This is a genomic window from Undibacterium sp. GW821-FHT07F11 (assembly GCF_059418665.1).
This window is the reverse complement of record NZ_JBWKQH010000004.1, coordinates 210,733-225,355: the sequence shown is the minus strand read 5'-3', so window position 1 is coordinate 225,355 and position 14,623 is coordinate 210,733. Positions and strand designations below refer to the sequence as shown.

8 protein-coding genes are annotated in these 14,623 nt (G+C 51.5%); 4 read left to right on the top strand and 4 right to left on the bottom strand.

Annotation, left to right across the window (positions count from 1 at the left end; translation table 11 throughout):
• Positions 1-520: 520 nt before the first annotated feature.
• Positions 521-886 (top strand): DUF6717 family protein, encoded by a 366-nt coding sequence (locus tag AC07OI_RS11515; protein ID WP_495257311.1) that lies wholly within the window; start codon positions 521-523, stop codon positions 884-886.
• A 19-nt stretch (positions 887-905) separates the two neighbouring features.
• Here AC07OI_RS11515 and AC07OI_RS11510 read toward each other — a convergent pair whose 3' ends face one another.
• From AC07OI_RS11510 to AC07OI_RS11500, 3 genes are all read right to left on the bottom strand, one after another.
• Positions 906-1,349 (bottom strand): hypothetical protein, encoded by a 444-nt coding sequence (locus tag AC07OI_RS11510; protein WP_495257310.1) that lies wholly within the window; start codon positions 1,347-1,349, stop codon positions 906-908.
• A gap of 82 nt (positions 1,350-1,431) precedes the next feature.
• The gene (gene kdsA, locus AC07OI_RS11505; protein ID WP_495257309.1) at positions 1,432-2,277 is read right to left on the bottom strand and encodes a 3-deoxy-8-phosphooctulonate synthase; all 846 of its coding nucleotides are present in this window, start codon (positions 2,275-2,277) and stop codon (positions 1,432-1,434) included.
• 210 nt (positions 2,278-2,487) lie between these two features.
• A complete protein-coding gene (locus tag AC07OI_RS11500; RefSeq protein ID WP_495257308.1) occupies positions 2,488-3,486 on the bottom strand; it encodes a hypothetical protein in 999 nt (332 codons plus the stop codon).
• Between the two features lie 410 nt (positions 3,487-3,896).
• On the opposite strand from AC07OI_RS11500, the gene AC07OI_RS11495 reads away from it, so the two are divergent.
• On the top strand, positions 3,897-4,799 hold the full coding sequence (locus AC07OI_RS11495) for a DMT family transporter (RefSeq protein WP_492702135.1): 903 nt from the start codon (positions 3,897-3,899) through the stop codon (positions 4,797-4,799).
• A gap of 3 nt (positions 4,800-4,802) precedes the next feature.
• Positions 4,803-6,080, top strand: a complete 1,278-nt coding sequence (gene waaA, locus AC07OI_RS11490) for a lipid IV(A) 3-deoxy-D-manno-octulosonic acid transferase (RefSeq protein ID WP_492702137.1) — start codon at positions 4,803-4,805, stop codon at positions 6,078-6,080.
• Here the strand turns inward: waaA and AC07OI_RS11485 are convergent.
• Entirely contained in the window at positions 6,075-11,369 is a 5,295-nt protein-coding gene (locus tag AC07OI_RS11485; protein ID WP_495257307.1) for a two-component regulator propeller domain-containing protein, read from the bottom strand. The genes waaA and AC07OI_RS11485 overlap by 6 nt on opposite strands.
• Positions 11,370-12,096: 727 nt before the next feature.
• On the opposite strand from AC07OI_RS11485, the gene AC07OI_RS11480 reads away from it, so the two are divergent.
• The gene (locus AC07OI_RS11480) at positions 12,097-14,586 is read left to right on the top strand and encodes an adenosylcobalamin-dependent ribonucleoside-diphosphate reductase (protein ID WP_495257306.1); all 2,490 of its coding nucleotides are present in this window, start codon (positions 12,097-12,099) and stop codon (positions 14,584-14,586) included.
• The last annotated feature ends 37 nt before the right edge of the window (positions 14,587-14,623 follow it).

Sequence of the window (14,623 nt, the reverse complement as noted above, 5' to 3'; positions counted from 1 at the left end):
AAATATTACAGCAATCGCCTTAACGTCATTCTTGGGTGACTTTGGCAGGAATCCAGTGGCATTCGTAGCAAGTTATTGCGTGAGTTAATTTCAGAACCGCATTATTTTACGTACTTGCTTTTCAAATACGTACCCATGTAATTTAAGATCACAGGCCGGGGGTAGCCCGGCAGCTACTCACTTTTCTTGTCTCGCCAAGAAAAGTAAGCCAAAGAAGGCGACCGAGGCGTCGCTGCCCCCTAAAGGGGGACCCCTTTGCTGCAAGTCAAAAAATGGGAAATGCCCGAAACTCGCTGCGCTCAAACAGCGGTATTTCTTTCTCCATTTTCTGCCTTGCATCAAAGGCATCGACACATCGGAACGGCAAAAGTCAAAAACAGCGTCATCGCGTCCAATACTCACGTTTTTTTTGATCAGATAACTATTCATCAAAATAAATTCAACGAATCTTAATCATTGTCGTCAAACGCAAATTAAATTATCCTTCAGTGAACAACTCAAATCTAGCAAGCAAACAAAAATGAATGCCATCAACGTAATCGCCCCCTACAAATACCTCGACATGTGGGTATTTGATGATGAACGCGTAGGTCTTCTGCAAGAGCCATTCGTCAGCGGTGCTGACACCATGATAGATCAGGTAGTTGCCACGATTCCTGATCCGGAATCGGGTTTCATCATGCTGTTCTCCGCCACCCCATTTCCTGGCCACCAGATCAAACTTTCCTGGCGCAGGGCAGACAGCAATGGCAATTGGTATTTTTCAGAAAAACTGAATATGGAAGGATGGCTGTGCCCGGCCTTGCTCAAATATTTTGAGCAGCCACCAAAAGAAATTTATGTGCAGGTCAAAGCAAAAAACAATCCGCTTATAAAGCCAGTTTAAGCAAACTCAAATTGATAAACTAATGCCTGGCGAATTTGCTCTGATGTCGTAAAAGCACGGGGCGAATAAGTGGACTGATCGAAAACATATAATCAGGGTTTTCAATATCGGCTTCAGGCTTGTCAACACTGGACCAGTACCAGACAAGATAAATATGTATCTCTATATCTTGTTCAAGCAAGTCCAGAAAGTGCTTCCAGCTTGCACTATTCAAAAATGCCTTGCCTTCATCCAGTGCGTCCCAAAATGACTGAAAAAGCATGACCATGAGCGTGAATTTTTCATCATCACTTAACTCACCACTATCATAGGCCGCGAGAAATTCATCGATCCTGTTTGCATCAGCAACTTCATATGCCCAATCCTGCATATTTTTTGTATTGGGCAGATTGAAGCGTAGTGCCAGTGCGTCGATAGCGGCCCTAGTAGGAAAGCGGTAAAGATGATCGAGGTTTTCGTACATACAAATAAAAAGGCATATTCATTTGCAGACTGGGTTACATTTGCCATCCAGTCTGCTCAGAGTCACATCTATAACAACCGCCTTAAATCTCCAACGTCTCAAACGACTTCACCAAATCATCCAACGATTTCAATTGCGCCAGGAAAGGTTCCAGCTTATCCAGCGGCAAAGCGCTGGGACCATCACATTTGGCCTGCGCCGGATCTGGATGCGCTTCGAGGAACAGGCCAGCCAGACCAGTCGCCATGCCAGCGCGGGCCAGTTCGACGATTTGTTCGCGGCGGCCGCCTGAGGCTGAGGCGCCAGCTTCGCGTTGTTGCAGGGCGTGGGTCACGTCGAAGATGACGGGCAGGTTGTTCGTCACTTTTTTCATGACGGCAAAACCGAGCATGTCGACCACCAGGTTGTCGTAGCCGAAGCAGGTGCCGCGGTCGCAGAGTATCAGTTGGTCGTTGCCTGCTTCCCTGAATTTTTCGACGATGTTTTGTACTTGGGAAGGACTCAAAAATTGTGGCTTCTTGATGTTGATGACGCGGCCGGTTTTGGCCAGCGCCACGACGAGGTCAGTCTGGCGTGCCAGAAAGGCTGGCAGTTGCAGGACATCGACGACTTCAGCCACTTGTGCGGCTTGCCATGGTTCGTGCACGTCAGTGATCAAGGGTACGCCAAATTCTGCCTTGATGGCTTCGAATATCTTCAAGCCTTCTTCGAGGCCAGGGCCACGGTAAGAATGGATGGAAGAACGGTTGGCCTTGTCAAAGCTGGCCTTGAAAACATAAGGGATGCCCAGCTTGCTGGTGACACGCACGTATTCTTCTGCAACGCGCAAGGCCATGTCTTTGGATTCGAGCACATTCATGCCACCGAACAGGACGAAGGGGCTTTGGTTGCTGGCTTGAATTTGTGGGGTGATGGCTACGGTAGTCAAGATGATTCCAATTCTTTTAAATAGGCTGTTAAAACTATATGTACAAGCGATTTATTTTCAGCATTACCTTAGAGGCTGTTGCAAAGTTAAGATGGCTAGGCGCCCCCGGCTAGGTGCCCCCGGCTAGGCGCCGTCGACGCAGACAGTACTTTAGTACCGGGTTTTACATCTGGGAGGCGCAACAACGCCAGATTAATTTTGCAACAGTCTCTAAGAAACCCAGCGCAGGTAGTCTTGCCATTGTGGATCAAATTCGCTGCTGATATCAAACTCGAGCGGGGCGAAGTTTTTTGCCAGTTTTTGTGCCTTGGCCAAGGCAGTTTCTACATCGCTGACATGCCAGTTCATGCTGCGCACATTGCCATGCAGCGTGATCTGGCTGGTGATGCCTTCCTGGGTTTGCATGAGCAGGGTTTCGAGCTGGTCTTCAAACTCGCGTGCGGCTTCCAGATCATCTTTATGATCCAGCACCACATCGACTTGCACACGCCACAGCATGTCTGCCCTGCCTACCAAAGACATGGCAGATTCATTGCGTTGTACCAGCAATTTGTCGTCAGGGTCGGTATTGCTGACGAGCTCAAAACCTGTCCATTCATTCTCACCGGTGGGGAACAGGGCAGTATGCCCAAGGTCATCACGCCAGAAGTTATCCAGCACTGGCGGGAAGGCAGCCAGGCTGACGGTAGCCTGTTCGGGTGCATCGTCCATGAATTCTACCGGACCTATCTTGATGGCGAAATCATATTCACCGATGGCATGGTCAAGCAGGATGAAGGACATGTGCCTGGCATGATCGATCATGTCTTGCGGTATCGGTTTGGCAAACCATAATTGCAGACCCACCCTGCCTGTGTCGGCATAATGGCCAACCAGGACATCGGCCGGGCTGAGGCTGAAATTGTCCATGGACATGCCAAAATCGCCCATTTCTGTACGCGCCCGGAAGGCGGTCACATTAGGGAACATGGTCAGTTTGGGGGCTGTCTGCGTGAGCGACATGACATCCTGAAAATGCTCGGTAGCACCATGGGCAGTGATGATCAGGTCATACACACCATCTTCCGGTTTGCCCTGCAGTTCTGCTGCCAGGTTGGGAAAGTGGGGTTGCAGCAATTCATTGATGGCTTCCATTGCATCGCGGGCCTCCATTTGCTGCAACTGAGGCTGTGCGTTTGAAAGTGCTTGCCAAAAGATATCTGTGCTCATCTATTCATTTCCAAGATGGGTAGGTGGCTCAACATGTCCTTGCATGTTGTTTAAGAGGCATAGGATATCATTTTATGGGAGTGGTTTTGCAGAACTGCAAAGTGCCTTGTTGAACTATGCCCATTTTTCAAGTTCTTGCCTGATGACGAAAACCACTGGAGCGTCAGCCCGGTAGCCTCCTGCCTGCGCAGGAGCGACGGCTTTGCGTTCTCGCTTTATTAAGCTGTACAGTTTACAGAGTGGCAAAAAGTTACCTATTGGACAATCAATTATCTAGTTTATTTGGCTCAACTTTCTTGCTAAATTATAAAAATACATACTCCACCCGGCATTTACAGCAAGCAAGACATACACCCCTGCACACCGTTTTCAGGTATATTCCCACCTCTTCGCCCACACTCCCAAGCTTGATGTCCGCTCAACGTAAAAATCTTGATGGTTTTGCCATATCCCTGATGCTGATACTCTGTCTGTGCTGGGGTTTGCAGCAAGTGGCGGTTAAGTTGGCGGCACCAGTGATTAGTGCCAGTATGCAACTGGGCTTGCGTTCTGGTTTGGCGGCAGTGCTGGTGTTATTACTGATACTTATCAAAAAGATTCCGTTTTCCCTGCGTGACAAGCATGTAGTACCGGGTATTGCGGCAGGCCTCTTGTTTGCCATCGAATTTTTATGCATATCGCTGGGTTTGAAATACACAACGGCTTCGCATATGTCGGTGTTTTTATATACAGCGCCTATTTTTACGGTGCTGGGCCTGCACTGGCTGATCCCTGCTGAGCGTTTGCAATCAACACAGTGGCTGGGTATCTTGTCAGCCTTTGCAGGTGTGGCAATCGCCTTTTCTGGCGCCTTCAGTAGCAACCAGCGTGATGTGGCAGATATGCTCATCGGTGACAGCTTTGGGGTCGCCGCAGCCATACTATGGGCGGCAACAACGATTACCATACGCAAGTCCAGCCTGTCTGAAGCAGAGCCGACGACGACCTTGTTTTATCAACTGGCAGTGGCTGCGGTGATTTTGCTGGCATTTGTCTTGCTGCGTGGCGAGAGTTTGCCTGCACAATGGGATATGACCAGCATCGTCAGCCTGATTTTCCAGACCGTGGTGATTGCCTTTGCCAGTTACCTGACCTGGTTCTGGCTGATGAGGCGTTATCTGGCATCACGTCTTTCTGTATTTTCTTTCCTGACACCCTTGTTCGGCGTGGCCGCTGGTGTCATTCTTATGCACGATCCCATTAGCCCGCGCTTTGCGCTGGGTGCAGTACTGGTCTGTGGTGGTATTGTATTGGTGAATTTCCGTCGGACATAAAGCATGCGTCTTCTTTACTCTCTGGTATGGGGTCTGTCCCTGCCGTTTGCCCTGTTCCGCCTTTGGTGGCGTGGCCGCCTTGAGCCTGGCTATCGCCAGCATATAGGCGAGCGCCTGGGGTTTTACCCAGCCTCTGTCAGCGTACCAACGATCTGGGTGCATGCTGTCTCTGCCGGTGAAACCCGTGCGGCAGAACCACTGATACGCGCCCTGCTGGCACGTTGCCCTGAACACCGCATCCTGCTGACGCACATGACAGCTACAGGGCGTGAAACAGGCGACAAACTGTTTGCCGATGTCGGCCCACGCCTGCAACAGGCGTTTTTACCGTATGACATCAACTGGATGATCGTACGCTTCTTGCGGCACTTTTCTCCTCAACTGTGCATACTGATAGAAACAGAAGTCTGGCCCAACCTGATCGCCCAGTGTGAGGCCAAGTCCATACCGGTAGCGCTGGTGAATGCCCGCCTGTCAGAAAAGTCTTTGCGCAAGGCCCAGCGCCTGGCTTCGCTGATATTGCCTGCGGCACGTGCGATCAGCAGTGTGGCTGCGCAATCAAATCCTGATGCCCTGCGCCTGCATGAGCTGGGCATAGAGCAACCAGGTGTGACCGGCAACATGAAGTTTGATGTGACACCACCACCTTTGATGGCAGAACGCGGCGCAGCCCTGCGCCGCAGCTTTGGTGAGCGCCAGGTAATCTTGTGTGCCAGTACCCGCGACGGCGAAGAAGAATTGATACTGCAAGCCTTTGTCGAGCAAGTGCCTCTATTGCAAACCAACCCGCTGCTGATCATCACACCACGCCACCCGCAACGCTTTGACCATGTTGCCAGCCTGCTGGAATCCCATGGCATCAAATACCTGCGCCGATCCAGCCTGAACCATGAAGAAATCGCTACTATAGGTGAAGACATACGGGTCGTACTGGGTGACAGCATGGGTGAGATGTATATGTACTATGCTGCCTGCGATATCGCCTTTGTTGGTGGCAGCCTGGTGCCGCTGGGCGGCCATAACCTGATCGAAGCCTGCGCCATGGGCAAGCCTGTACTGACGGGCACGCATACCTTTAATTTTTCTGAAATCACTGATCAGGCCATTGCCAGTGGCGCTGCTTTCCGTGTCGATGGCGCACTGAGCCTGTTCCGCCAGGCCCATGCCTTGCTGACAGACAAAAAGCAATGCCTGCGCATGGGTGTAGCGGCCCATGCCTTCTTCCTGCAGCATCAGGGGGCGACTGCGCGCACCATGCAGATGCTGGAGAAATATCTATAAAGTAGCACTGTCTGCAGGAGCGACACTGTCGAGTATCTGCAAGGCGATTTCAAAGTCAAACACTTGCAGCGACTGCACAAACTCTTCAGCCTGCGCCCCCAGCACCTGGCGCATGCTGAGATTATGGGTATTGAAATAATCCAGTGCCTCGCTGTCTGATTCCTCCAGATACTGGCGCAGCATGGCAAATAGCTGGGCTACTTCTGTTGCCTCTGCGGCATCAGCATCCTTGGCTGCTGCTTTATGTTTCTCTTCAGCTGCGGCCTCAGTTGCTGCCTTAGCCGTCTGCTCCACTAAAGCCTGCTTCAATGCATTGATCAGTTCCGCACTGGCAGCGGTGAATTTTTGTATCAGCGCCTCGTTCTCTTCAGACTTTTCAATTGCCAGTTCCAGCTCGGTTGATACCGCCGCCAGCGTGGTCGCGCCGATGTTGCCAGCGGCACCGCGCATGGTGTGTGCTTCGCGCTCGGCAGTGCCACGGTCGCCCTTCTCCAGCGCCTGCCTGATCTTGTCTGGCGTGGATGCGGCACTGTCGACAAAGATTTGCAGCAGACGCAGGTAGAGGTCGAGATTTTGTCCGCAGCGACGCAGGGCTGGCGCGACATCGACACCAGGTATGGTCAGATCATGAACAACGACTTCTGGCTTCGCTGGCTCAGCTTTGCTTACCGCTGCGGTAGTGGTAACTGAGGTCTGCGTAACTGAGGCTGGCGGTTGTATGCCTGTGCTGGCTGGCAGATCAGTCTGGTAGCCAGGCATGCGACGGCCACACCAGCGGCTCAGGGTTTCAAAGAAACTGTCCGGGTCTATCGGTTTGGCGATATGGTCATTCATGCCTGTGTCCAGGCAGCGCTGCCTTTCTTCGTTCATGGCATGGGCTGTCATGGCGATAATGGGCAAGTCCAGCCATTCAGGGTAAGAACGAATGACGGTAGTGGCGGCATAGCCATCCATCTCGGGCATTTGCAAATCCATGAGCACGATGTCATAAGGATTGCCACGATTCAGCTTGTCGATGGCGATGCGGCCATTGTCGGCCACTTCAACGATGATGCCTGCCTCAGTCATCAGTTCTGCAGCAATTTGCTGGTTGATGTGATTGTCTTCGACCAGCAGGATGCGCAAGCCTTCAAAGCGGCAGTCGTTGTGCGTCTCGGCTGCGGTGCTGACCGGCGCTTCACGCGATGAAGCGCTGATACGCAATAAAATCTCCAGCAAGCCTGCCATGCCTGTGGGCTTGGACAGATAGGCAAGCGGTGCATAGGTCCTGGCCTGCATGGTGGTTTCATCAAAGCTCATGGTGGTCAGCATGATGACTTGCGGTGCTTCCTTGCCCATGCTGGCGGCAATCGCATTCATGGTGGTGGCACCATCCATGTCTGGCATATGGGCATCGAGCAAGAGCAAATCATATGGGTGACCAAGTACCCTGGCTTCACTCAGCATGTGCAGCGCCAGCTTGCCGCTGTTGGCAGCATTCACGGTCAAACCCAGTTGCTGCCCCAGTTTTTGCAAATGCAGGCGTGCCACGTCATGGTCATCCACGACCAGCAGTTTCAGGTTTTGTACTTGCGGCGGCAAGATGATTTGCGGTGCCGGGCTGGCAAAAGCGAACCAGCAAGTGAAATGGAAATGACTGCCTTTGCCTACCTGGCTTTCGACCCAGATAGTGCCACCCATGAGTTCAACCAGGTGCCGCGATATCGTCAGACCCAGACCCGTGCCGCCATATTTGCGCGTGGTGGAACTATCTGCCTGCGTAAAGGCCTGGAACAGGTTTTCTTGCTGTTCTTCTGTCATGCCAACGCCAGTATCCTGCACACTGAATTGCAGTTGTACCTTGTCGACTTCGGCCTGCACCTGTTTGACCAGGATGATGACAGAACCCCGGTCAGTAAACTTGATGGCATTGTTGACCAGGTTGGTAATGATCTGCCCCAGGCGCAAAGGGTCACCGCGCATGCTGTGGGGGACATGAGTGTCGATATCAAATACCAGCTCTATATCTTTTTCTGCGACATTGTGGCTGACGATGGTGGCGACATCGTCGATGACATCGGCTAGTACAAATTCGGCAGATTCAATATCGAGCTTGCCTGCCTCTATCTTGGAAAAATCCAGGATGTCATTCACCACACCGAGCAAAGAAGTACCGGCGCTATGGATTTTATCGATGTAGTCGCGCTGCTTCAGCGTCAGGCGAGTTTTCTTGGCCAGATGCGAGAGACCGATGATGGCATTCATGGGCGTGCGGATTTCATGGCTCATGTTCGCCAGGAAGTAAGACTTGGCAACAGTCGCCTGTTCAGCCTGTTCCTTGGCTTCACGCAGCTCGTCTTTTTGCAGATAGGTTTCCGTTTCATCTATCCAGAAACCATTCCATATCCAGTCGCCATTGACACGCTTGGGAGCCACGGTTTGCGAACGCAACCAGCGCACCTTGCCATCCACCAGGACGCGCTGGTGGAAATTGCTGGAAGTGCGGTTATCGACAGCCCGGTTCAGGCTGATCTCGGCAGCTTCCCTGTCTTCAGCCAGCGTGGTGCGCCAGCGGGCGTCTTTGTCGGCCAGCAAGTCTGCTGCCGGTACACCCATGACGTTTTTAACATTCTCGCTGACGTAGGCGTATTCCCTTTGGCCATCCGGTCTTTCACGATACTGGTAGACTGACAGCGGCAAGACATCGGTGAGGTCAGTCAAGCGTTTGCGCTCACGGTCAGCCTCGGCAGTTCTTTGCCTGACCAGTTCTTCCAGCAGAATTTGTTGGTCAGAAAAGCGACTGACACGCCAGCGGTACACCAGGTAGATAAGTCCCAGTAAAATCAGGCTGACGATAATCCTGAACCACCATTCCATCCAGAATGGCGGTGTGATGGTGATGAGCAGGCTAGCGCCTTCATCATTCCATTCACCATCCTTGGTGGCAGCCCTGGTTCTGAATACATACTCACCAGCGCCCAGATTAGTGTAGTTGGCTGCGCGGTGGGCGCCATCTATCTGTACCCAGTCTTCATCAAAGCCATCGAGCTTATAGGCATAGCGATAATGCTGGGGGTCTGAATAATTCAGCGCCGCAAACTCTATCGACACGACACTGTGTTTGTAAGAAAGGGTGATGGATCTGGCATCAGAAATATTGCCATCCATTTTCACGCCAGCGGGCAATTTGCCGCCGCGCACAGACTGGTTGAAAATCTGAAAATCAGTAATCGTCGTGACCGGCTTGGCATTATTGTCGCGTATGGCTTTCGGATAAAACCAGGCCATGCCCTGAAAGCCGCCAAAGTACAAGGCACCATCGGTATCGCGATGGCTGGCCCCGACTGTGAAAGTGCCATCGACCAGGCCATCATCGGCAGTATATTTCTTCAGCGTTTTCCTGTCCGGCCCCAGTTTGTACAAGCCACCATCGGTGCTGATCCACAGATTGCCTGCCTCATCTTCTGCAAAGCCAGCGGTCGCATCATTGCCCAGCGCGCCGCCATAGCGAATGAAACTGATCTTGCCATCAGCACCCTGCACCATCTGATTCAGGCCACTTGCCGTGCCTACCCAAATTACGCCGGCCTTGTCTTCATACACGGCATACACGCGGCTATGGCTAAGGCTATTTGGATTGTCCGGTTCATGATGATGATGTTCGAAACGTCCGGTACTGCGGTCAAGCTTGTCGAGCCCGCCAAAACTGCCCACCCACAACTGGTCGCGATGGTCAAACAGGAGAGACACTACCCGGCCATGACTAAGACTGTCGCTGTCTTTGGGGTTATGCATATAGCGTTTGAACCTGGCACCCTGCATGAGATTCAAGCCGTCATCACTTGCCACCCATAGATTACCTGCTTTGTCATATGCCAGTGAATGCACGATGTTGGAGCTGATACTGTCAGGCTGTTTGGGATCATTCTGGAAGTGCTGTGCACGTTCAGTCACGGTGTCAAACAAATTCAAGCCATCTTGCGTACCTACCCAAAGCTTGTCTTCCGGTGCCAGTTTCAGGGCCCTGATCTTGCTATTACTCAGACTGAGTGGCTGCCGGTCCTGATGCTGGTAAGAACGTATCTGACCGCTGGCCTTGTCCAGACGATTCAAACCTTCACCTGTACCTATCCACACCACACCACCCTTGCTGGTAATAGCTGACACAGTGTTATTACTCAGGGTTATGGCTTCACCAGGCAAATGCAACAGGCGCTCAAAACCACCGCTGGAAAGATTGGTACGGCTGGCCCCACCCAGCCAGGTGCCTACCCATAAAGTACCGGTACGGTCTTGCAATAAGCGGGTGACGCGGTTGTCAGCCAGGCTATGCCTGTCGCTGGCATGATGGCGGTATGAAGTGAATTTGTTGTCGGCAGCGTTCCAGCGTTTCAGGCCGTCATCCGTACCTATCCAGATGACACCATCGCGGTCTTCCAGCAGGGAGGAAACAGGGCCAGGGCCCAAGCCTTCAGCCAAACCAAGGCGTCGTTTTTTGGTGCGTTCTTTAGACCAGATTTCCAGACCGGCAGAAGTGGCTATCCACAGATTGCCCTGCTTGTCGCTGAGTATGCTTTGTACATTATTGTGGCGCGGGTCTGGCTTGCCGTCACTATCGAGACGGAAATTCTCGAAAGCGGTCTTGCCCCGGTACATGACGCTCAAACCGGCATTGGTGCCCGCCCATAGATTGCCGTCTTTATCCAGACTCAGTGCACTGACCTGATCACTGGCAATGCTGGTGGCATCCTTGTCATCGTGACGCAAAATCTGGAAGCGGGCAGTGTCGGGGTCAAAATGCGCCAGACCATCGCCGGTCGCCAGCCACAAACCAGAACTGCTGTCACTGATGATGGCCTGTATCTGGTTACCGCCAGAACTACGGATATCTGCCAGGTTACGTTTATACCTGACCATGGTTTCGGTCGCCATGTCATACCTATGCAGGCCACCATTGCGCGTACCTACCCAGATCCTGCCCTTGTCATCCTGATGCAAAGCCCAGACCCAGTTATCGGTGAGGCTGTCTGTACGGCTGGGGTCATGGCGAAAAAATACCACCTTGGAACCATCATACCTGTGTAGGCCACCCTGGGTACCAAACCACATATAGCCCTGGCGGTCTTGCAGCATGGATTGCACGGATTCATGCTGGAAACCCTGGTCACGCCCGACTTGCTCAAAGCGCAGGCTTTGTACACTGGCCGCCTTAACAGGCTGGCAAAATAGCAAAGAAGTCAGCAAGAGCGCCAGACAAAGCAAGCTGGTACAGGCGAACAGAAACTGAGGATAAAGATATCGCTTAGCCAAACTGTCCTGCCTCATTATGTGCCCTCTGCATTTACTGGATTTTTTAGTTCAATTTTTTGTTCAAGTATATGTTATTCAGTCATTAAGAAATCACTGTTATCCCTGAGTTTCACAGAGTTTTTCACAGTTTGTAGGGAAATCGCGAAAAAGCGGCAATATTGACAAGACTTACTGACATCAGACCAATATTGGAAACGATGGACTAACTATTTAGTTTGTAAAAACATATATCTGAATAGCAAGCTCCATGGCGAATTTTTTTGCAGGTAAACATCCCGCAATGTCATATACCCATGCTTGCCATAAAGATCAACTTCAGGCATTGCTATCCAAAAATCCCGTATCACTCCTGCAGTTTCCATTAACCGCAAAAATCAGTGATTTTCAAGGGAATTTCAGCTTGGTAATTTTGCTATGACTTGCCCTGAGGATTGTCCTTATCTAGATTCAGCTCAAGAAAAAATGTGGCGACGGGGTTTATAATGGGAGCCATCAGACATCAGGATGCCTGGCATTTCGATGCCTTAATTTCAATAGAGCAATAATAGAACAATACTTGTAGGGTTTGTTTTTTATAATGAAAATGTGCCCCTGCGTCTTCACCTTTCTTAAAAAGTCCCGAACGACATAAATCAGCCTGGTATTTGGTATTCGCCTTGCTTTTTTATCCTGATTGGCGAGCTTTCGGAATCATCTCTGCAACAAGTAACAAAGAAAACTTTCTCACATGAACGCAAACGAAAAAATTTTAGGATTGACGGAAATGTCTCCTCAAGAAATCTCCCTCGATGTCTTGCTGGAAAAATACGCCAAAGGCGATGAAGTCACCATCCACGACGTGCAGTCTCGTGTTGCCAAAGCACTGGCCAGCGTGGAGCAACCAGACTTCCAGGCGTATTACGAAGAAAAATTCTTATGGGCGCAAAAAAATGGTTTCGTGCCAGCAGGCCGCATCAATTCTGCCGCTGGCATGGACTTACACGCCACCCTGATCAATTGCTTCGTACAACCGGTAGGTGATTCTGTTTCCAGCGCCACCGATGGCAAACCCGGCATTTATACAGCCCTGGCAGATGCAGCAGAAACCATGCGTCGTGGTGGTGGTGTAGGCTATGATTTTTCTACCATACGCCCTAAGGACGCACTGGTGCGCGGTACGCGTTCACGCGCTTCCGGCCCGGTGTCTTTCATGCAGGTATTCAATGCATCCTGCTCTACCGTAGAATCTGCCGGTGCCCGTCGTGGCGCGCAGATGGGTGTCTTGCGTGGCGACCATCCTGACATCCTTGATTTCATTCGTTCCAAAGACCAGGGCGGTTTGACGAACTTCAATATCTCCATCGGCGTCACCGATGAGTTCATGGAAGCAGTTGCCAAAGATACAGACTACTGCCTGGTACATAAAGCTGAACCTGGCGAAGATAAAAAAGAAGCCGGTGCCTATCAGCGTGAAGACGGTCTGTGGGTGTATGAAACCGTACGTGCGCGTGATCTGTGGGATGAGGTCATGAAATCGACCTACGACCATGCAGAACCGGGCATCCTGTTTTTGTCGCGCATGAATGCCGAGAACAATCTCTACTATTGCGAAAAAATCGAAGCCACCAATCCATGTGCAGAACAACCATTGCCTGATTATGGTTGCTGCTGCCTGGGTTCGATCAACCTGACGCGCTTCATCAAGGGTGCATTCACTGATGCAGCCGAATTTGATTTCACTGCCTTTGAAGCAGTGGTGACGGTAGCGACACGCATGCTCGACAATGTGCTGGATGCCACGGCCTGGCCTTTGCCTCAGCAAAAAGCCGAAGCCATGTCCAAGCGCCGCGTCGGTCTGGGCTTCCTGGGTCTCGGTAGCAGCCTGGTCATGCTGGGTCAGCGTTATGATTCCGATGCCGGCCGTGCATTCGCACAAAAAGTATCTGAAGTCATGCGTGATGCCGCCTACCTGGCATCAGCAGAACTGGCTAAAGAAAAAGGCCAGTTTCTATTGTTCGACAGCACAAAATACCTGTCCGGTACTTTCGCCAAACGCCTGCCAAAAAATGTACGCAATGCGATTTCCAAACATGGTTTGCGCAATTCCCATTTGCTATCCATCGCCCCTACCGGCACCATCACCCTGGCCTTTGCCGACAATGCATCGAATGGCATAGAACCGGCGTTCTCCTGGGTGTATAACCGCAAGAAACGCATGGCAGTTGGCGATGCCAAAGTCTATGAAGTGGCTGACCATGCATGGCGCCTGTACCGCCATCAGGGCAACGACGTTTCTGATGACAGCAAGCTGCCAAAGCAGTTTGTCACAGCCCTCAATATGTCTGCCAGCGACCACATGAAGATGTTGCAGGTCGTGCAGCCGTATATTGATTCTGCAATTTCAAAAACCGTCAACGTACCGGCAGATTATCCTTACGAAGATTTCCAGAACCTGTACATGGATGCCTGGCGCGCTGGCCTCAAAGGCCTGGCAACTTACCGCCCAAATAATATCCTGGGCAGCGTCCTGTCTGTCTCTACTGAACCAGCACCAGAAGTCAAACATATTCCCGATGATGACCTGCTGCGGAAGCAATTCGATGGCCGCCCGTTTGGTGATCTCGAATCTGTGACATCCAAAGTGCAGTACATGACTTATGAAGGAAAAAAGACAGTCTACCTGACAGTCAGCTTCATCCACATAGACGGCATGGTCGGTGGCGAGCGCGTGACGATAGAACGCCCGTTTGAATTCTTCATGCCTGCAGGACAAAAGAACGATGGCCAGCAATGGATCTCAGCCAGCATGCGTTTGCTGTCAATGGCAGCGCGCTCTGGTGGTTCGATTGCCAAGGCACTGGCAGACATGCGGGAAGTGGTGTGGGACAAGGGTACTGTACGATGCGGCATGATCACCAAGGATGATGGCTCACAGGCACCGCTGTTCCATGAATCCGAAGTCGCCGCCATCGGTTACTCGCTGCAACGCATACTGATGAAACGTGGCTTCCTCGATGCTGCCGGTAACCAGATCCCTATCACCGTACTGGCAGAAAAGTTCAAGCAAAGAAGCCACCACTACGGCATGGATGACCTGGCCTATGAAGGCGAAACCGCAGCACCGATCAGCTATATCCCTACCGGCAAAAAATGTCCTGATTGCGGCGCGCATGCCCTGCAAAAAATAGATGGTTGCAGCCGTTGCGTGTCTTGCGGTTACGTCGGAGCTTGCGGATAATTTTAACTAAGCTCATTGAGCTTATTGAGCTAAAACC